The 18,877-nt window shown below is 58.3% G+C and carries 15 protein-coding genes; 9 read left to right on the top strand and 6 right to left on the bottom strand.

Going from position 1 to position 18,877, the window contains the following annotated elements; translation table 11 throughout:
- Positions 1 to 62: 62 nt before the first annotated feature.
- Positions 63 to 2,045 (bottom strand): hypothetical protein, encoded by a 1,983-nt coding sequence (locus tag C7S18_RS19890; protein WP_106893207.1) that lies wholly within the window; start codon positions 2,043 to 2,045, stop codon positions 63 to 65.
- A 276-nt stretch (positions 2,046 to 2,321) separates the two neighbouring features.
- Between C7S18_RS19890 and C7S18_RS19885 the strand changes: the two genes are divergently transcribed.
- A complete protein-coding gene (locus tag C7S18_RS19885; protein ID WP_106893206.1) occupies positions 2,322 to 3,128 on the top strand; it encodes an energy transducer TonB in 807 nt (268 codons plus the stop codon).
- A gap of 227 nt (positions 3,129 to 3,355) precedes the next feature.
- Positions 3,356 to 3,874: a hypothetical protein gene (locus C7S18_RS19880; protein WP_106893205.1), complete on the top strand. Its 519-nt coding sequence runs from the start codon at positions 3,356 to 3,358 to the stop codon at positions 3,872 to 3,874.
- Between the two features lie 776 nt (positions 3,875 to 4,650).
- On the opposite strand, the gene C7S18_RS19875 is transcribed toward C7S18_RS19880, so the two are convergent.
- On the bottom strand, positions 4,651 to 6,078 hold the full coding sequence (locus C7S18_RS19875; protein ID WP_106893204.1) for a beta propeller repeat protein: 1,428 nt from the start codon (positions 6,076 to 6,078) through the stop codon (positions 4,651 to 4,653).
- Between the two features lie 1,016 nt (positions 6,079 to 7,094).
- On the opposite strand from C7S18_RS19875, the gene C7S18_RS19870 reads away from it, so the two are divergent.
- Positions 7,095 to 7,652 carry a hypothetical protein gene (locus C7S18_RS19870; protein WP_106893203.1) on the top strand — a complete coding sequence of 186 codons (558 nt, stop codon included), beginning with the start codon at positions 7,095 to 7,097 and terminating at the stop codon, positions 7,650 to 7,652.
- Positions 7,653 to 8,242: 590 nt separating this feature from the next.
- Entirely contained in the window at positions 8,243 to 8,722 is a 480-nt protein-coding gene (locus C7S18_RS19865; protein ID WP_106893202.1) for a hypothetical protein, read from the top strand.
- A gap of 136 nt (positions 8,723 to 8,858) precedes the next feature.
- Here the strand turns inward: C7S18_RS19865 and C7S18_RS19860 are convergent, their stop codons facing one another.
- Entirely contained in the window at positions 8,859 to 9,293 is a 435-nt protein-coding gene (locus C7S18_RS19860) for a hypothetical protein (protein ID WP_106893201.1), read from the bottom strand.
- A gap of 472 nt (positions 9,294 to 9,765) precedes the next feature.
- Positions 9,766 to 10,035: a hypothetical protein gene (locus C7S18_RS19855; RefSeq protein ID WP_146152025.1), complete on the bottom strand. Its 270-nt coding sequence runs from the start codon at positions 10,033 to 10,035 to the stop codon at positions 9,766 to 9,768.
- A 408-nt stretch (positions 10,036 to 10,443) separates the two neighbouring features.
- Here C7S18_RS19855 and C7S18_RS19850 point away from each other — a divergent pair, with 408 nt between their 5' ends.
- From C7S18_RS19850 to C7S18_RS19835, 4 genes are all read left to right on the top strand, one after another.
- Positions 10,444 to 10,935 carry a hypothetical protein gene (locus tag C7S18_RS19850; RefSeq protein WP_146152024.1) on the top strand — a complete coding sequence of 164 codons (492 nt, stop codon included), beginning with the start codon at positions 10,444 to 10,446 and terminating at the stop codon, positions 10,933 to 10,935.
- A 317-nt stretch (positions 10,936 to 11,252) separates the two neighbouring features.
- Positions 11,253 to 11,759: an ester cyclase gene (locus C7S18_RS19845; RefSeq protein WP_240624060.1), complete on the top strand. Its 507-nt coding sequence runs from the start codon at positions 11,253 to 11,255 to the stop codon at positions 11,757 to 11,759.
- Between the two features lie 9 nt (positions 11,760 to 11,768).
- Positions 11,769 to 12,860 (top strand): sensor histidine kinase, encoded by a 1,092-nt coding sequence (locus C7S18_RS19840; protein WP_106893197.1) that lies wholly within the window; start codon positions 11,769 to 11,771, stop codon positions 12,858 to 12,860.
- Positions 12,857 to 13,624 (top strand): LytR/AlgR family response regulator transcription factor, encoded by a 768-nt coding sequence (locus C7S18_RS19835; protein ID WP_106893196.1) that lies wholly within the window; start codon positions 12,857 to 12,859, stop codon positions 13,622 to 13,624. The genes C7S18_RS19840 and C7S18_RS19835 overlap by 4 nt, the downstream gene beginning before the upstream one ends.
- Positions 13,625 to 14,651: 1,027 nt before the next feature.
- Here C7S18_RS19835 and C7S18_RS19830 read toward each other — a convergent pair.
- Complete coding sequence (locus C7S18_RS19830; protein WP_146152023.1) at positions 14,652 to 15,875, bottom strand: S41 family peptidase; 1,224 nt, start codon at positions 15,873 to 15,875, stop codon at positions 14,652 to 14,654.
- A gap of 104 nt (positions 15,876 to 15,979) precedes the next feature.
- The gene (locus C7S18_RS19825; protein ID WP_106893194.1) at positions 15,980 to 16,465 is read right to left on the bottom strand and encodes a MarR family winged helix-turn-helix transcriptional regulator; all 486 of its coding nucleotides are present in this window, start codon (positions 16,463 to 16,465) and stop codon (positions 15,980 to 15,982) included.
- Between the two features lie 1,346 nt (positions 16,466 to 17,811).
- Between C7S18_RS19825 and C7S18_RS19815 the strand changes: the two genes are divergently transcribed.
- Positions 17,812 to 18,294, top strand: coding sequence for a hypothetical protein (locus C7S18_RS19815; protein ID WP_146152022.1), 483 nt, complete (start codon positions 17,812 to 17,814; stop codon positions 18,292 to 18,294).
- The last annotated feature ends 583 nt before the right edge of the window (positions 18,295 to 18,877 follow it).

Genomic DNA, 18,877 nt, shown 5'->3' with positions numbered 1-18,877 from the left:
GCGTATCCGAACAGCTGGAGACCCAAACTAGGTGGGTGTCTCCGAGTCACTCATCCGAGTCACTAGCTGACCCAGGAGCTCAGAACGCCAACGACCCAGTGATCCTGCTGCCATTCCAAAGCGAATGCGCCCCCTGACCATCGATCGTTGAAATGAACCACTGCATGGATCCCATCCGGGTCGAACTCGACGGAGATCGTCATGGGCATCAAGGTTGCAAACGCACCGTGTGGTTCAAAGACACCCGGATCGAGTGATCTGGGAATAACAATCACACGTTTCTGACTGCTCAACGCCGAGACGTCTTCGGGATCGACAATCAAGAACAAGGTCTGCTCACTGCTGCGATGGCGCTTGACGAACTGTTCGCTCTCGGGGACCAACACAGAAATCGCTTGATCCTCGCCCTCTTGTATAAGGCTAAGCGCACTCGCCAAGGCCATACTGCGCTTACCTCGACCGTTGTTGAACGCCACGTTCGGAAACGAATCGTCGGCATCCGGAATGGAGTCACCATCAGTGTCGGCAGAAAGTGGGTCGAGAAGCAGTTGTTGCTCGGCGAGATCAGTCAGGCCATCCTGGTCTTGGTCCTGCATGATCGCTTCCAGCGATGCTCGCAGTTGCAAGACTGCCCGACTGCGCTGAAACTCCAATGTCACTGGCGGAAAGCTGATGCTCTCAGACTTCAGTTCCGCAACCCGCACTGATAGAGACAATTGCCCGTCAGCAATCATGGGGCCTTGTTGTTCTGCCAACTCGAATGGCAGATGTTCCTTCAACCCGAGGTAGTACCGCGTAACCGCGCCTTCAGGTTTGGCAGTTCGCTGCAGCCAAAAGCCGGCTGCAGGCAGCTCTCCGGATGGGTCGTAGTCTTGTGACAGCATCAGTGCCCAGCTGGCGTCGTCCGTTTCTGTGCAGCGCAGAGCAGATGTTGCGCAAGTTCCGGTTTGGTCGGTTTCAAGACTAAGCTGCGCGTCGATCGGCGACTGCGTATATGGATTAAACCGGTCAGCCTGCAGTTGCGTACTGATGCGCGCTGCCAAAGCGCGATCCTGGTCGCTCGCGTTGCCTTCCTCTTGGTCTCCAAACCAGCGATCTTCCGCCGCGAACGTATCAATGAGCCATGGACCATCATCGGTCTCGATGTGCGCCACGAGCTTGTTCAATTCGGCGATTCGGGTCCGAACCGCTGGTAGCTTCTTCAAAAGCCGCGCCGCCATCCTCTGATCACGTTTGCTCAGACTCGCTTGCCACTGCGCCGGAATCCCGGGAAGCCAGTCCTTCGGCAATGCGGCATCGCGGTACTGTTGGGCAACGCGTCGCTGGTAGCTTCGAGCTCGCAACATGTAACTGCACCCGACTTCGGCGGGAGGCGTACCAAAGAGCCACGCAAACGGATTCCGGGCGATATCGCCTGCGAGCAGGGATCGTGTGCATTGCGCAGCATAGCGGGAGCGACCCACGTCGTCGCCGGCATAGGTGTCGGGCGGGCCTGGATCAACCGGCTGTGCGGCGGCAGCGAGCATCGACTGTACGCATGCGTCATCGCCGATGTCCGCGCAAGCCATCGCCAGACCGGCCGCGGTCAATTGCGGGCTCGCCTCCAGAAAGAGACTAACATCACCCTTCTCACACTCACCCTCGAGAATCGCGCCGGAAGTCAGCAGGGTGCGGTCACCGGAAGACAACGATCGGAACAAGCGCAGCGCCTCATCATTGAACCCAGCCTCCAGGTAGGAATCAATTAGCGCCTGAGCCGTTCGCACACGCAGTAACGAATCGACCTGCTGTGTCTCTGAAATGACTTGCCAACCCAGTTCTCGCGCGGCAATCGACTCGGCCGCATTCGAGGATGACCAAGCGTCGCCAAGAAATGCCAACTGGACGTTCGAGAAGGCTGAGCAGAAGGAGTCGGCCAGGCGATCATCGGCGCAGCGTTCACCCTTCTCGCAGCGTTCACCGTGGGGCTGCTCGCTGGCTTTGGCCAAGCCGTTGACCAGGTATACAATTCCGCAGATCAAGGCGATTCGTAGTAGATAGTGCATGGTCGTCCCTCGGAACTCTTTTGCAAGTATGACCGAAGTCCGAGTGCCGTTAGATTGACCGATCCGACATCCGCGCATTCGTACTGATCTGAGGTCGAGTGGCACTGTTGGAGATTGCGTGACCGATTGGAGAGCGCAAAACACCCACAAGTCCCACGGACACCGCGCTAAGGAGAGCCAACTAAGACGCATAAGTCCCAGAAGCACGCGACAAGTCTGACAACAGCCAGTATCGTGTTACGCCATCTCGTCTAGTTGCTGCGGTCGCGTGGACTCATGAAACGTTACGGAATCTGGCTGTTGTTGTGGTGCGCCGGCAGCTTGTGGGCCGCGACTCCTGAAGTCTATCGCGCGCACGGCAGCGGTCATCTGGTCATTGCGCCGGATGGCAGAGTGGACGACGTGCACCTGAATCAGGCTTTTGGCAGCGAGGCGGATCAAGTGCTCAGGGGTCGCATCCAGGGGTGGCGCTTCGAACCCTTGCTGGAAGGCGGCAAACCGGTACGCGCGAAGGCTCGATTTACGATTACCGCACAGATCGACGCTGGCATCGAGGGCAAGAACTATCTTCGCATTATCCAGGTCGATTTTCTCAGCCAGCCAGCGGAAAAGTCGAAACAACGCATGATCAATCTCAAGGAGCCCGATTACCCGCGTGATGCGGCGCGCGCCGGCATTGGCGCGGAGTTCGAACTGTTGCTGATGCTGGACCAATCCGGCAAGGTGTTGGAGTCTGCGAGAGACGGTGCGTGGGTGTCTGGCGAGGGTCGGATTCCGCAGAAAAGCACTCAGCAGGAGTTTCTGTCACTGTTCTTGGATGCCACCGATCGCGCGGTTGATCAGTGGGATCTGGCGCCGCTGGCGACGCGCGGCGTACGCTTTGTACGTATACCGGTTCAATTCCGAACCAAAACCGGCAAAAACAAGTCACCGTGGCGGCGTTCGTATAGCGTGGCAGTCAAACGAGCCAATTGGCTCAACCAGCCGGTGCTGCCACCTCCCACCCTGGTGACAATGGATGGCAGCGTCGGCCGCTCGGATCTTCGGTTGCTGAGCCCGCTGGACGAGACATCCGCGCCTTGAAACCGATTGGCGTAAGCCAATCGTGCTGAGATAGCCTGGCGTGGAACAAGATCCCCCCACAACCCACGAACAACGCGTCACAGATGCCTCTCGGGCCACTGGCTCAGCCCTGAAATCTTCGCGGGCGAATTGCAGCTCAATCGTTCGAGCGTACCAGCTCCCGTGAGTAAGCTCTGTCGATAGAACCATCGCCAGCCGAATGCCACTAACAAAAGGAACCAAGCCCTATGAAACGACTCATCGGCACCGTACTTGTCTTCACCTGTGCGAGCAGCTCAGCCAGTCAGTGTATCGAAAGAGAATTTGACGCCGATGGGGCTAGAAACGCTGAATCGGTCGTGCTGTTCCAGATCACCTCCGCGAACCTTGAAGGTAGCCCGCTAAACGCGAAAGGACGTACTCGTGGCTACGACGTTGTAGCCGATGTAGCTGTGGCCGCTGTACTCCGTGGCGAAGGCGACCTCAAGAGAATCAGATACGTTGGAAATTCGACTCACTGCGGCGAACACTTCGATGTTGGCGCATACTACTTCGGGTTCGGTTCCATCAAGGATGGGACCCTTCGGGCGAGCATTGGCAATGTACTGTATGTGCTTCCGCTTTACGAAGAAGGCGCACCGACAGCCAAGGAAGTCAAAGAAATGATTTCCGGAGAGGCGGAGTTCCCGGAATTTTTCCTCCGGCATACGGAAAGACACCTCAGAGGCATCGTTTGTCAATTGCCGCCAGACAGCGCGAAGAAATGAGCCGCGTAGCGTATGGAAGGCGAGCCAAGACACCCATAGGCCCGGCAAGAAGCGCGCGGCTGAGCCATCCGGTGCGCATCGTGCCGCAGGCGAGCGAACCTGCCATGTGGGTGGGGGCTGTCTGCAGAGTGGGTGATGAGTCTGTCTTTGTCGAGTCGATCTCTGTATTGGTTTGGATTGGCGGGGACTTGCAGATATCCACGAGGCTTACAAACGTCTGCGAACGAACGACGTCAGACACGATGCGGGTGGGTCATGCGGTCTCCGGAAGCGAAGACACCCAAAAATCCCGCGAAATCCCCGCCACTAAGACGCCTCAGAGCAATGAGCCGCCGCTGAAGCAGTGTCGTCCAAGAAATTTCCGCGGGTCACTTTTTTCAGATATCCCCCAATGCGCGGGCGTAGCGAGCCGCGGAAAATCACTTCGACACACCGACACGGAAGGCGAACAACTTGCCGCAAGCGCGCGAACGAACCGTTCCACCAAATTACACTGGCTGCTATCACTGCGTCAGCCGCTGTGTTCGGCGGGCTTGGCTCTGTGGCTATGAAAAGGTCAGGCGGAGAAGCTTTGACTATCGACGCCAGTTGCGCGGCGCTGGTGCTCAGATTTTCCGGCCACGGACGACCCAGGGCTGAAACGGGACCAGGGCTGAAACGAGCACCGAAACGGGACAGCCACTACGCTCAATGGAAGCGACAGCGGCTCAGGCACGCTTCACGCGCAGGCAAACAGAGCGCTGCCCATGTTACTCAGTTCATCTATTTGGGATGGCTCAACGGAGCGTCCTCTGCACCCCGACCTCGCGCCAGTGTTCCCCTGCATCCTCGCTGAAATGCAATTGCCCAACGTCGCCAATCACAATGACCAGACTCGACGACGGTGGATTGAGGATCTGCCGAACAGGGAAGCCTCCGCTGAGCGCGGTTTGCCAACTCTTGCCCTGATCAACGCTGCGAGCCAATCCCTGAATCTGACTCGTACCGGGCACAAAATCGTAGCGGATCAGCGTGTTGTCCACCTTCATTGCTAGGTTTGCGGACGCGGTCTCGTCATCTCTAGGGAGCTTCCGCCAATTGCGCCCATGATCAGTGCTCTCGTGCCAAAACGCGACAAATCCGACAAGCGCCATGAGCGGACCGTTGTTACGGCCAATAAACGACAGAGGTTGTCCAGGCAGTGCTCTCGCTTCGAACGTTCCGCTTCGCGTGTTATAGGCTCCAAGTGTTTTCTTTGCGGTGGGGAACAACAACTCATCGCCTGCGACATAGAGCGATGATGGTTGAAAGCGTTGCAATTGATTGCCTTGCCACGCTTCGGTAGCTGGCTGACGCAGCACTTCCTGCCAACGCGCTGACGAATCAGTTGCGCGGTACAGAACCAATTCCTTGCCTTCACGATGCAGCAGATAAACAAACCCATCAGGCATCAGCTTCGCGCTCAGCGTGCGTCCTCCGCCCAGCCCAGAGGTGGCCGATTGCCAGGACGAATCTGCACCCGATGCGCGCTTGGCCATTTGCATGAACCCACCGCCAACGAGGAGTGTCCCATCGGGGAATCGTTCAAGAATATCGAGCGGCGCGGTGAGGCCGGTATCGATGACCTCGATCTGGTCGCTCCCTATCGACCAAGAGAACAGCATGCCGGCCGAACTACCGATATAGACCGTCCGGTCCATCAAGATGGCACTGAGATACTCGCTGGCAACGTAAGCAGCCCGTGTCCTTGGACCCATCGTGCCAGCTGCGGACCGAATCGGAAGATCGCCAACCGCCAAACCCGGCGCGTAGTCCGCTAGTCGCATCCGTGTCAGGGTCGGTTCATTGGCCCGCCAGTGCACATCGGTAGCTGTACCCTTCGAGTTGAGCATAAACACCACAGTGCCTTCGTCACTAATGGTGCCAGCCTCAACCGTGATCAGCGACTCGGGGGTGTCGGCCAGTCGTCCCACCGAAATGTTGCGGTACGTGCCGGCCGGTACAGCGCCCGCGTAAAGACGATGCGTTTCGTCGACCATGTATCCCATCAACCGTTCGTTCTTGCCATTCGCCAGATTCTCCAGCTCGATCCAATACTCGGCTTCGAAAGCGTACCGAAATGCGCGTGTGTCTGGCGGGGGTCGATGCTCGTTGTGGACGACCACAACGACGCCGTAACCGTCCGGAACGACACGCGTTTGGGATTTTCTGGCCACGGCGTTCATGGTCCAGAGACTCAAGATCAAACTTAGTCCGATCAAGGGCCCAAGCCAGGAAACGCTTCGACAGAATGCAATTTGGTTCAAGACTCGCCTCAATCGGATCAGTACGACATTGCGCACAAACTCATCTGGTAAGCACTAGCGAAGAAAGTTCAAAACGCCGCGAAGGCAAATGCAGCCAAGCTTAGCGCAGCACCTCAGTACTTGGAGGAAGCTAAGACGCCCACGAAAGCCCGAGTGCCGGCGTCCCTGAGCCGTCTCAGAGACTCTTGCTTCAGTAGGGTGGCGGGTCTCAGAAGCGGCTGCGGCGAAGAGCAAACACGCATCGAAACCACCGGCAAACCCGCCTCACAGATGCATCTGACAGCCCCGTAGAGCCAAGTCCCGAAGCCGTTCAATAGATCGCATGGCCAATGCCATCCCACCTGGAACACCGCGCGCCTATGGTCGATTCTAGACACCCACGAAACGCACAAAATCCGTGCCACTGCGCCGCCGCAGAAATGGGGAGCCTGCACTGAGGCGTCGTATCCAATTCGAGACGACAATTCATCGACGATTCCGCCCGACAGCCGGCAGGTCAACGCTATCGCTTGACTCTTCAAGTACCACCGCGTTCAATGCGACCTCTAGCGACAAACGACATCGCGACAAGCTTCCCTTGCGGAGGGGTACGAGACCCCCACTACTCTTCAATTCCCCAAGCCGCATCTCAAGAATCCGCGCGATGTTGCGGGGCACCCGTCCGACGTCGATGGCTTTGTCGGAATGCGGCAACTGCGATCGTTGCGTGTCCCGTTCCAGCAAAGAATCGCGCGATGGCAAGTGTCACTCAATGCTAACGACAATGCGCGATCAGCCTACCCTGAGCCGGCGCTTCACCGGCTTGGTTTTGCCTCTCGGGGCTCTTTAGGTCAGAATCGCCCGGGTGCCGAAGGCGTTGTCGCCAGCCCATCGGTTTTGGATTAGCTGCTGAACTCGCTGGCCCGCTGCTTCTGTGCCGAACTGCTTGAGGGCAAATGGACATCACCGAACTGTTGAATCGCATCCGCCAGATCAATGTGGACGCCCTTAAGGACGCAGCGGTCGCTTACGGACCTTGCATTCTCGAGCCTGCGCTGTGCGATGACGAAGGCAATGTCGTTGGCGACGGCGACTTGGGTTTGCCCTGCCGTGTGGATTTGGTGCCCGCTGATGACGATGAGGCGGAGCCGATTACCGTTGACACTGAGACCCATCTTGAGTTCGAGGCGCTCGAACTCGATTGTGAAGGCGTTCCGGTCATCATGCGGCCCTTTTCGTGGGACAACGCGCTGTTCCTGATCCAACGAAACGGCGTGGTCGATTGGGCGCCACTCGCGGATTGGTTTTGGCAGTGGTTCGACGCCGAAAGCGAAAATTCAGAGGATGAAGACGGGATGCTGGGGGTTGTGCATTTCATGTCCGATCCCGAGCCGACCGATGGCGGATACAGCTTTGTCGTGGATTTTGGTTCAGCGCCGCCTGAGTGCTTCCTGGATCTGATCGACGCGCTGGTGGATCTACAAGCTGAGCAAATCGAAGTTCAATTGCCCTGACTTGCGTTGGAATGACCTGCCGGACCAAGGCGGGGGGAGCTATGGTTCAAGCGGGAATCCAGTAGCGGGAATCCAACGGGAATCCAGATACCCATGAACCACGCCAAACCCACGCTGCTCAGCCGTTCCAGAGCAAAGTGCTGTCGTGCGGAAGTATCGGACACCCAGCAAAACCGAAATAAATCTCTCGTCACCCCGGATTTGATCCGGGGTGGGGTTAAGCTGGTGCACGGCGGGCGCCTCCAATCAGCAGGAGACCCGAACTGGGTAGGTGTCTCCGATTACTGGGCAGTATCGATCTTTCAGTCGAGGCGTCCGATGTGCGTGGCTCCCAAGTCTCAAAGAATAGCTGATTCAGATGTTGCAGCTGTCAGAGCATGGAACGCGCCGTCGCTAAAGATCACTGTTGTCGGCTAAGGAATGAGAAGTGCGTTGCCTGGGTAAGATTCCGCAACACCGTTCCCGGAGCTGCATAGGCGTTCTGAACTTTCTCGAAGTTCCAGACTCTCTCAGTCATTCGACTCCCTCGTTGCAACCCGTAGCGAAAAGCAACGAATCGCCTTTCTGCTGCTCAATTTTCCGCCCAACTCATGAATGACGAACACATTCCCGAGATTCAAGCGCTCTTGAGCGTCTTGGAGCCCTACGTAACGGCGGAGCTTGATTCGACGGGCACGCTTTCCGCATTCGCAGCGCTGCTCACAGACGCGGGCGACGTGATGATGATGCTTGACCCAATGCGCAGCGCCGAGCCGGGCTCAAGCTACTTGCAGGCCATATTGTCGTCGCAGCAATCGCTCATGCGGAAACACCAGGTTGTCGCCGTTGCCTTCTGTTGTGCCGGATTTTTTGAAGCCCAAGGCGTCAAAGAAGGGGGTGTGGAGATCCGTTTGGAGTGTATCGACGGGCGCGCGATTGAAGTGACCTATCAATTCCGTCGCGAAGACAGGCCTTGGTTCAATCGCCACATCGGATTCTTGCCGAAGTCGCGAATGGAGCACCGTCAAGTCCGGTCAGCAAAGCCGACAATCCTGAAGCAACATGGGGACGCCCAGGGCAACAATCTGTAGGGGCGGGAGCCGCAACCAGCGTTCCGAGACGAATTCGAGATACCAGCCAACGTCAAACCAAGCCTCAGAAGTTGGCAACCGCATCCCTGCGCTGGTACCAAGCATGTCTCGGCATTAGAGGATTGTCATCGCCCACTCAGTCGAGTGCAGCACCCTGGATATCAATCACCCTCACCCCTCCATCAGAAAGTTCGCATGTCATCCGGACATAGCGTCGCTCCTGTTTATTGATGACCTGGACCAACCAGCCGCCCTCGTTTGGCGCGAGAGCCCATTGAGCCCCCGACCGGATGTCTGCCAGCCCTTCGCGCATATCATCAGCAGGCGATACCCACTGCAGTGGTTGATACAGCAATGCGAATCTCGGGTCACCTTCGAGCGAAGTCAGCTGTTTGCGGTCAGGATTGGGAGAATCGTTTGTATCGTGCGCGCGACTTTCCCGCTCATCAGCTTCCCGTTCGGCACTGAGGCGACGATCGAAGGCGGCGTGATCAAAGGCGGCATTGTTCTCTGAAATCGCTTTGATAATCGAAAATGCGTCAGGAATGTCAGCAGCTTGTGCGACCAGCACGCTAGCCTCCGGGAGCCCAACCGAGGTCCTAGCAGTCCAGTCTCCAAGGTGGCCGCGCACTCTCTTAAACTCAGCCGAAAAGCCGTTGCGTTGATCAGCATCAGACCGACATGTGTAGGTCGCGATACTCGCTCGATCACATGTAACGCCGTCCGGTGAGTACAGCTTCACTGGAGAGCACCCCATCATTGAGAAAGGCATAAGCAAGCAAACAAGCGCTCCGATCTTCTTGCTGATGGCTGTGTCTCCGAACACGTCTTCATTCCTTCCTGTATTGCGCAAGACAGAGGCCGCGACACCCACAAATCAAACACAACCCGAGCCACTGAGCTTTCTCATAGCGCCGAGTCTCGCATGAAGTGGCACGATCTGAGCATTCTCTGAGTGAATGATCAGAAATCGCCCAATGCCCAAGTGCGGCCGGTGAGAAAAAGCCGACCCGACCCGCCGCCCGATATGTCTCGAATTCGAACTACTCCCAGAGCCAGTCCTGTCGAACTTGCATGGCGCCTTGCATGAAGGCATCGTCAAGCGGCAAACAGAATCGCTCCGATTTCGGACAGATATTGCCGCTCGATACCTGCAAGGTCAGGAAGCCGAGTGTAAACGCGCTCAAACCCAGCCCTCGAATGGCCAATCGCGAGACACTCCGGACCATGACCGCAAACAGCATCCAGAGAGTTACCATGGCTTGAAAACAAGCGATCAGGAAAACGACCTCATAGCCAAGCGGCTTAAACACGAACCCCATCCTAGTGACCATCAAAAGCCACGCCGCAATCAGGAGACACAGAGCCAGCAGAACAGAAGTGACAACCCGCATGATGACGCTCCGTTTGATGGCAAGAAACTCAGATCTAGCGGTCTGAATCCTACGGCGGCCAATGAGACAGCTGTGACAGCCATAGGTTCCAAAAGACTCACGTCATTCGGGCATCTTCGTGCCGCCGAACGATCGGACACCCAGCGATACTGCAATTGACCTCTCGAAACACCGGACTCGATCCGGGGTGAGTTGACGCAGGCGAACAGCTGGAGACCCCGAACAGCTGAAGACCCGAACTAGGTGGGTGTCTCCGATTCACTCTGCGCCGATTCACTCACCGACCGAGGCCAAGGAAACGCGCCTAAAACGGTGTATCCTCGAACCGTGACCGACCGCACATTCGCCGCAAACATGAGAGCAATCTTCCTGCTGATATTGGGTTGTCTGACGGCATGCGCGATCCGTAAAAGCGATGCAGAAATCGAGCGGGAGCTCGAACTGGCGAATCAGGAATGGCTTCGAGAGCGGCGTGACGAATGCCTCGCTGCAACGGGCGTATGTTGGCTGGAGACGCTGCCCGAGCTTTCGCTGAACGACCTGAAGAATTGGGGGGCAGCCATAAAAATCGATTGCAACTTAGCTTTTGTTGACCACACGGAAATCACTGCGAAAGCAGAATGCGAAGGAAACATTCTGGCAGCAATGGAAGCATTGGTCGCGCGCTATCCAGAGCAGCTATCCTCGGTGTCTCGCGGTCAGCTTCGCTACGAACTCACCGATGACGGATGCATTTCGCTGACCAACGGCTACTGTGCATGCACCTTTAGCGGTTTCGCCGAGGTGCCGTTGGTTTGGAAGCGCCGGTTGGAAGACTGATTCCTGCGCCTGCGGAGGATCGATCGCGTGTTGTGTTCCGGCCTTGCCTGCTGCAGGTGGGCGACGAAACCGGCGTCCAACGTTGCTACTGTTCGCTAAAAGCAAGTTTGCAACGCGAGAGGCACACGCGTAACCGCGGTGTCGTTTCGCCGAATCAGCCGCCAGTCGTCACGGTACTGCCGCTACTGATCCCAAAGCCGTTGTCGGGGCAGGATGGGCTCCATAGTGTTGTTCGGGCGCGGCCACCTTCGACGGCCAAACCAACAGGAACAGCTACTATGAAAACTCAATCGCGATGGAGTCACACCTTGAAACGCATGCTGGCGACTTGTCTGGCCATTCTGGGTATCGGGGGCATGCCTTGTCCGGGCAGCGCCAGCGATCACATTCTGGAACAAAACAAAGCCCTGGTGCGGCAGGTGTATGAGCAGGGTTTGAGTCGCGGCGAATTCAAGGTGCCGTACACGTCTGATTTCATCGGCCACGGCGGCAACAGAACGTTTGATCACGCGGCGGGCCTGGCCGAAGCCAAGGGATTTCGTACGGCGTTTCCAGATCTTGAAGCGCGCGTCGATCTGATCCTGGCCGAAGGCGACTTGGTCTCGGCGCGCTGGACCGCCACCGGCACCAACACCGGTGCAGCCATGGGCATTCCGGCAACGGGCAAGCGCGTGCAGATCAGCGGTACGGCGGTGTTTCGGATTCAGGATGGCGCGATTGCCGAAGAGTGGACTTCTGGCGACAACCTCGGCCTGATGCGGCAATTGGGCTTGCTGCCAGCCGCGCTAACAACGCCCTCGCCGAAAGAAGCAGCGCAGCGATAGGATCAGCAGATGAGACTGCTCGGCCTAGGCGGCACCCATCGCGCGTGGATCGCTCGGATCGCAGGAGCCTGGGCCTTGCTCGGGCTGCTGCTCGCGGCTCAGGCTTGGTTGTCCTATTCGATTCGCAACGAGCCAATCGCATGGACGCGTTCGCTCGCGGTGTGGCTGAGTTGGGCTGGCTTCTGGGCCATTTTGACGCCGATTGCGCTGCGACTGGTTGATCGCTTCCCGATTGAGCGACCCATGTGGTGGTGGCGCCTGATCGTGCATCTCATCGCCAGCGTGGTCCTGGCGAGCTTGAATCTCGCCCTGTTCGCAGTGGTTGGCCCGTGGGTGGGCGCGCAGAATGTCGAAGCCACTTGGTGGGCGACGTTCTCGCGATTGATGGGCACTGCTTTTCTGCTCAATCTGCCCGTGTATTGGCTGATGATCGGCGCGAGTCAGGCCGTGCGCGCCGCCAAGGTGGCACGCGAACGCCAACAGCAAGCACTGGCACTGCAGGCACAGTTGGCGGAAGCGCGACTGCAAGCACTGCGCGCGCAGATCAAGCCTCACTTTCTGTTCAATGCGTTGAACACCGTGGCCGTGCTGATGAAAGAAGATGTCGCGCTAGCTGAGCATGTGCTGCTGCGAGTGTGTGAGCTCCTGCGATCAACGTTGTCGGCTGACGACTCGCACCAAATTCTGCTGCGCGACGAACTCGCCCTGGTCGAGGCGTATCTGTCGGTCGAGCAGCTTCGTCTCGGCGAGCGATTGTCCTACCAAGTCAGTGCCGAGCTCGAGACCTTATCGGCGCAGGTACCACCGCTGGTGCTGCAAACCCTGGTGGAGAACGCCGTCGAACACGGGATCGCGCCACGGCGAGCACCCGGTCGCATCGAGGTGACGGCAACGCAAACGGAGTCCGGCATTCGTCTCATCGTTTCCGACAATGGCCTGGGCTTGGCCAATGAGACATCGGAAGGCATTGGGCTTCGCAACATCCGAACGCGCCTGGCCTTGCTCTATGGCGATCGGCAGCGATTGGTGCTGCAACCTGCTGCGGAAGGCGGCTTGGTCGCCCGCATCGACCTGCCCATGCCGAATGAGCCCGAACCATGAGCTACCGCGCGCTGATTGTCGACGATGAACCGATCGCCCGCCGTGGCATGCGTACGCGGCTGGCAGCGCAAGATGATTTCGAGGTGGTTGGCGAGTGCGCTGATGGCGCAGCGGCGATTGAGTCGATTCTGGAACTCAAGCCGGACGTCGTGTTTCTCGATGTTAAAATGCCCGAGGTCGACGGCTTCGAGGTGGTCGCTGCCTTAAAGCCAGAACAACTGCCGGCCGTCGTGTTTGTCACTGCCTTCGATCAATACGCCATCAAAGCCTTCGACGTGCAGGCCTTGGACTACGTGCTCAAGCCCATTGACGGAGAACGGTTTGAGCGCACGCTGATGCGAATCCGTGAGCAACTGGCGCGGAAGCAACCAGATCAGGACTTGGCCGGACGAATCGAGCACGCCCTGGCAAGACTGCGACAGGACGGCCATCGCGCCTACGCAGACCGCTTGGCGGTGCGCACCGACAACCGCGTGCGGATCCTCGAAGTGGCCGACATACTATGGGTGCAGGCGGCCGGCAACTATGTCGAACTGCACGTCGCCAACAAGGTGATCCTGATGCGCAGCACGTTGACTGATCTGACCGCACGCCTGGACCCAGAGCGCTTCGTTCAAGTGTCACGCTCGGCGCTGGTGCAGGTGCGCCACATTCGCGAGCTGCAGCAAGGGTTTGATGGCGACTATGTACTGCTTCTCAACAACGGCGCCACGGTCACAGGCAGTCGCCGGTATCGGCAAGTCTTCGCGCGCTTGGGGCTTTGAAGGTCAGCGAGAACGTTCAGCGCCGGATGCTGAACTGGGCGGATACCCCAAGCAGCGATTGGTAGATCGAACGATCGGGGCAGTGAAGGAACAGAGCCGGGGCGCTGAGACACCCACAAATCCCAGGAGACCCTAGTCACTGAGCGGTCTCTACGCAATGCCAAGGCAAAGGATCGGAGAGGCAAAGGATCGGACACCCAGCGAAACCGCAATTCACCTCTCGTCACCCCGGACTTGATCCGGGGTGGGTTTTAGACTCTCGGCAAACCGGATGGAAAGCGGACATCTAGGAGGTTGCGGCGCCACCCCCAATTCGTCATCCCGACGAAAGTCGGGACCTGGGGCAATCTGGCCGCGGTGCCGCAAATACTCTGGATCCCGACTTTCCAGACTGTGTGAAAACACCTCAATCTGCCCGAGCCAAATGTGTTCGAGTGCCATTGCCACTATTGCCGTCATCCTGGAAGCCGCGCAGCGGATTCCGGGATCCAGGGCAATCTTGACTCAGACGATCGATCTGGCGCGCCGTGCGCCATCGTTGCGAGCACACCGCGAGATTGCCCTGGATCCCGGCTGCGCCAGGATGACGACAATAAGGTCTGTCACTGCGAGGCGCGGCTGACGCCGACCGGGCGACGCTCAATGCTTGAAGCAGTTTCAGACTGATTGCAATGCACTTAACTTCAAATTGATTCCACCGTGGGGGCGTTTTCACACAGTCTGTTTCGTCGGGATGACGACAACGGAGTAGGCGGCCCTGCGACGGTGTCAGGCGCCATGAATACAGCCGGCCGCAGGATCGGACACCCAGCGAAACCGCAATCAACCTCTCGTCACCCCGAACTTGATCCGGGGTGGGCTTGAACTGGTGCACGGCGTGGGCCCCCGAACAGCAGGAAACCCGAACTGGGTGGGTGTCTCCGACTCGTCTGAACTGGGTGGGTGTCTCCGACTCGTCTCGTCTTCGACTCGTCTCCGACTCGCGGCATCTCCGACTCGCGGCAATTGTATTCAGACGCGCAACTCGTCAGAGTGCGTGCCCGCTGTGTACGCCCCCGCTGTCTCCGGAATCGCACGTGCCGCGCTCGAATCGCTCAACAGCATCCGCACTGCCATGCATTAGGGTGATGCCAGTGGCTTCAACCTTGACGCGAAGATCTTTGTAGCCCGGCGCCAGAAACTGCCCATTGGCATCAAGCGGCACCAACTCAACCTGTTGCGGGCGCTTAGGACGGTCGTGTCTCGAAAAGTAGAGCTTGCCATCACGCAGTTGCAGCGCAATAACGCCGAAGCATCCGGCATACCTTCGGCGTTTGCTGGCGGGGACACTGACCTTTGCAACGATCGCCGAAGGCGGCGCCAGCGCCCATTGGTATGCCGCCGCTTGAGCAGCGCTCAGGCCAGGCTTGGCTGCCAAAAGCGCAATGGCCTTCGCATGCGCGGCTGGCAATGCCAGATCTGACGAAACTGAAAGATCCGGTTTGACACCAACGCCTTCCCAATTCGTCCCAGTAATTGGGTTGATTGGAATATTCGACGACGCGCTCAGCACAAAACTCGGTGGGATTGGCGTAAAGCGCGTATTGTTCGCCGCACCATAAGAGGGCATGCCCACAATCGTGGCGACGCGTTCTGCCTGGGCTTGGTACGCAAACGCTTCGGCCGCCGAGCCCGTACCAGCATTGATCAACACGAATATCGGTTTACCGATCAGGCGTCGGTTGCGCTGACGCGACTGCTTGCTCCTAGGGCGCAGAGGGTCGGGAGGCAACAGTCGTTCGAGCAGGCTGTCTGCTGCATCGCTGGAACCACCACTGTTGTCGCGCAGATCGACAATCAGCGCGTCACCTTCAACGAGAAAGCGCGCGGCATCGGCATGGTCCCTGGGTGTGCGACGCGGGCTCCATCGGAATTGACTGAGCCGCATCAGGCGGACGTTTCCTGGAAGAATCTCCAACTGCTCTATGCCACTGTTGGACAACACGGCCTGCTTTTCGAGCAAGGCGGCCAATGCCTGATCTGCTTCATCGTGCTCGGTCATCGCAGCATAACGATCCGGATCCTGCTTCAGGTACAGGTGCCCGTCGGCAGATACGCGCTCAAGGTCTAGACTGATGCGCCGCGCAAATTCTGCCGGTGATTCGACATCATAGAATCCTGCTGCGTGCTGCGAGGTCAGCACGTCGACAATCGCCGCCACACGATCCTTAACCACATAGTGCTGCTTGATCTCATCGATAATCTGCAGCAATGCAGCGGAACGCTCGGACGCGCCCAAGTTTTCAGCGAAGCTTGGACGCGATGCGAAGACTACGCAGAAGACTAGCGCGGCTAAAAGTTGGAGGATTGGCTTGGTCACGGGGCAGATTTGGGGTGGTAATGAGCGAGGCGGTTAGAGTGCGGCTCGCGTTCCAGCGCAGCGATTGCCTCGTCAAGCAGGCGACTGAGTGGGTAGGGCAATTCAGCGTCCAAAGCGTCGGCAGCGCGCTTACTCGCGATCCAATGGGCTTCTAGCTTGCCGCGCAACTTGCGGCCCCGAGGTGTGAGCGAAACGAGCTGCTCGCGCGCATCCTTCCCTGGTACAGATGCTACGAACCCAGCCTTTCGCATCTGCGCCACGGTCTGACTGCACGCCGAATGGGTCAGTCCGGCTTTGCTGGCAAGCGTGGCAATGGACTGCGGCGCTTCGGCGAGCAGGCAGCGCATGATGGGCGTGAAACGCGGCCGGTAATCGGCCATGCCGTCGTCGTGATAGCGCGCGGCAACGGCTTGATCGAGCAGATCAGACAGGTGGCGTAGTTTGGTGCCGAGGGAACGCGTGGCGTAGGCGGGAGTCGTCATTGGGAAACTATAACAGCGCTGTTATAGCGTGCAAGTGCCGAAACTTCGGCGTCCGTATCGGAGTCGCCGGGGCTTGCTGGATGCGAAGAGCGTTGCGCGAACAGCTTGTTCTCAGTGCGCGAGCTAACCTGACGTCTGACGCGCAAGGCCCGGCTATCATCGCCTCGTCCGACTTTGTGAACCCGCGATGACCTCCGCTGCGCCGCACTTTCATTGCGAAGAATTGCTCCGAACAGCAACGGTGGTTGTCTGCGACTTGCAATGTGACGGCGGCCTGCCGCATCAGGAGCCCACAAGCCAAGAACCGGCATTCTTGTTCCCGTATCGGGGGATGTATGTACGTCACTGTGGTGACGATGCGGTCGTGGCTGAGGCGGGGCAAGTGTTGTTTCAGAACCCGAACGAAGCAACTCGCTTCAGTCATCCGATCGCCGGCGGCGACGCAACGCTCTGGCTGCAAATCGCCCCAGAAATGCTTCAGGAACTGGTACCGAACAACTTGCGCGTCCAACACTCAATGCACTTCAGCATCCCGCGACTGCGCATCGATCCGCGGACACAGGTGCTGGTATCGCTATTGCGCCACAGTCTGAAAGTGCAGATCGCCGAGCCCTTGGAAGCCGAGAGTCTCTCACTGACGCTGGTCCATCGCGCATTGGGGCCGGCAACCTCTTTGGCCGTTGAGGCGACCCGAAGCCGACGCAAACTGGTTGATCGCACCAAGCTCGTGCTGATCGGACGAAGGATCGGACACCCAGCGAAGCCGCAATCGACCTCTAAGAGCGAAGGATCGGATACCCAGCGAAACCGCAATCGACCTCTCGTCACCCCGGACTTCGAAGAATCGGACGCCCAGCGAAGCCGCAATTCACCTCTCGCCACCCCGAACTTGATCCGGGGTGGGTTTCAGACTCTCGGCAAACCGGATGGAAAGCGGACATCTAGGAATTTGCGGCGTCACCCCCCAATTCGTCATCCCGACGAAAGTCGGGACCCAGGGCAATCTGGCCGCGGTGCCGCAAGTATTCTGGATCCCGACTTTCGTCGGGATGACGACAACGGAGTAGGCGGCCCTGCGACGGTGTCAGGCGCCATGAATACAGCCAGCCGAAGGATCGGACACCCAGCGAAACCGAAATCGACCTCTCGTCACCCCGGACTTGATCCGGGGTGGGTTTGAACTTGCGCACGGCAGGGGCCTCCAAACCGCAGGAAACCCGAACTAGGTGGGTGTCTCCGACTCGCTCCGGCCCGCTGCAGTGCGCGTTGCTTTTTGCGAGAATCGAGCGGCAGCCTAGTCCATGCGGGCCGCTTGGCTCAGACGTCAGACACCAGAGGATGAACTCATGCGATTCGTGGTTTTGGCAACCGTTGCGTTGATTTTGGTTGGCTGCGGTCAACAAAGGCTCTACGTGCCCCCCAGCGATGGGCCGCTGGCAACAGTTGAGTTCAAGAATGAGGCCAGAGGCCTCCCGATCACAGTGCTCTTTTACGAGGATGGAGTGACGTGCAAGGGCCTTGTGAGAGCCTCTTTCTATAGTCAGGACTTTGCCGGAAGCTCGGTGACGGTCTCAGCTGGAAAACCTTTTACCTTCACAATCGACCATTCGACAGGACGCCGCTATTGCAGACAAACATTCATGTTTACGCCTGATCAGGGGGCTTATCGAGTCGTGACAACCACTGGCTCAGAGCAGTGCGCGCTTGTGGTTGAAAAAAGCGTCAAGACCGACGGTTCCGCAGAAACTTGGGTTCCCGTAACAGAGATTACAAGGCGACAATACAAGGCGCCCTTCTTTCAAGATGGTGAGTGGTGCGAGCCGCTATGAGTCACTGGGTCGTAGGCGCGGGTTCTGGATAACCGCAAGATCCACGACGAATCCCCGCAGCAATACGACTCGGACGGGCCGGAGGATCGGACACGCAGCGGAACCGCAATTGACCTCTCGTCACCCCGGACTTGATCCGGGGTGGGTTTAAGCTGGTGCACGGCGGGCGTATCCGAACAGCAGGAAACCCGAACTAGACGGGCGTCTCCGACTCGTCTTGCTCGGAGCCGTTCAGCAGGTCGCAAGCGATCCCATGATTCTCGGGCATCACGGCGACGGCTTGCCGGGTGTCGCAGGTTGGATCACGTTGCGTCGGCGGGTCCAACATAGGTGGCGCGGAGGGTTTGGTGGAGTGACTCGATGCCGGGGAAAATTGCGATGTGTATTGAACGCGTCCGAGGCGAGGGATCGGACACCCAGCGACACCGCAGTTGCAAACGGTCGGACAACCGGACCAAGCGGATGTCTCCGATTCGCTATACTCTGTTTTCGTTGACGGTCTAAGGTGAGTCTGAAAGTCCAGGATGGACTTATTCAGACCCTCCGCAGCTTTCCGGACTCGTGGACGCCTCACAAGCTTGTC

The organism is Ahniella affigens, from assembly GCF_003015185.1.
Classification (GTDB): domain Bacteria; phylum Pseudomonadota; class Gammaproteobacteria; order Xanthomonadales; family Ahniellaceae; genus Ahniella; species Ahniella affigens.
The sequence above is the reverse complement of the archived record's forward strand: the minus strand, read 5'-3'. Positions and strand labels throughout refer to the sequence as shown.